We start from the raw sequence: 1582 nt of genomic DNA on the forward strand, positions 1-1582 counted from the left end.
GTACAATTGGTAGAGGAGCATTCTTAACTGCGACGAAGCTGTACCGAAAGGAGCAGTGGAGTGTTAAGAAGAGAGAATGCCGGAATGAGTAGCGAGATAGAAGTGAGAATCTTCTAGGCCGAATATCTAAGGTTTCCAGAGTAAAGCTGATCTGCTCTGGGTAAGTCGGGACCTAAGGCGAGGTCGAAAGACGTAGTCGATGGACAACAGGTTGAGATTCCTGTACCTTATAGAAACAGAACTGTGGGGACGCAGGGTGAAAGCCAGAGCCGGGAATGGAAAGACCGGTACAAGCGAAGTACCAGACTGACAGGCAAATCCGTCAGTCAATGGGAAGGCGTGATGTGGACCGAAATATAAGTAGGGAAGCTGGTGAGCAAACTGCCAAGAAAAGCTGCTATTGTTTTCTATAAGCCCGTACCGTAAACCGACACAGGTGGATGAGGAGAGAATCCTAAGGCCGACGGGAGAAGCATTGTTAAGGAACTCGGCAAAATGACCCCGTAACTTCGGGAGAAGGGGTGCCTGTAGAAATACAGGCCGCAGAGAATTGGCCCAAGCAACTGTTTAGCAAAAACACAGGTCTATGCAAAACCGAAAGGTGAAGTATATGGGCTGACGCCTGCCCGGTGCTGGAAGGTTAAGGGGAGATGTTAGCAGTCGACGTGTCGACTTGCGAAGCATTGAACTTAAGCCCCAGTAAACGGCGGCCGTAACTATAACGGTCCTAAGGTAGCGAAATTCCTTGTCGGGTAAGTTCCGACCCGCACGAAAGGCGTAATGATTTGGGCACTGTCTCGACAATGCACCCGGTGAAATTGAAATACCAGTGAAGATGCTGGTTACCTGCGCCAGGACGGAAAGACCCCATGGAGCTTTACTCTAGCTTGATACTGGGATTCGGTATTGCATGTACAGGATAGGTGGGAGACTAGGAAGCGGTGACGCCAGTTGCCGCAGAGTCATTGTTGGGATACCACCCTTGCAGTATTGAGTTTCTAACATGTGCCCGTGATCCGGGCAGTGGACAATGTCAGGTGGGGAGTTTGACTGGGGCGGTCGCCTCCGAAAGGGTATCGGAGGCGCTCAAAGGTCTTCTCAGAATGGTTGGAAACCATTCGCAGAGTGCAAAGGCATAAGAAGGCTTGACTGCGACACCGACGGGTGGAGCAGGTACGAAAGTAGGACTTAGTGATCCGGTGGTATAAAGTGGGATTGCCATCGCTCAACGGATAAAAGCTACCCTGGGGATAACAGGCTTATCACTCCCAAGAGTTCACATCGACGGAGTGGTTTGGCACCTCGATGTCGGCTCATCGCATCCTGGGGCTGTAGTAGGTCCCAAGGGTTGGGCTGTTCGCCCATTAAAGCGGTACGCGAGCTGGGTTCAGAACGTCGTGAGACAGTTCGGTCCCTATCCGGCGCGGGCGTAGGATATTTGAGAGGAGCTGACCTTAGTACGAGAGGACCGGGTTGGACGAACCGCTGGTGTATCGGTTGTCATACCAATGGCATGGCCGAGTAGCCAAGTTTGGAAGGGATAAACGCTGAAGGCATCTAAGCGTGAAGCCCCCCTCAAGAT

At 51.8% G+C, this 1582-nt stretch carries 1 rRNA gene; it reads left to right on the plus strand.

The features are described 5' to 3' along the window. Positions 1 to 1582, plus strand: a 23S ribosomal RNA gene (locus BM183_RS20405); the annotation flags it as partial.

The organism is Anaerocolumna aminovalerica (assembly GCF_900115365.1).
Classification (GTDB): Bacteria; Bacillota; Clostridia; order Lachnospirales; family Lachnospiraceae; genus Anaerocolumna; species Anaerocolumna aminovalerica.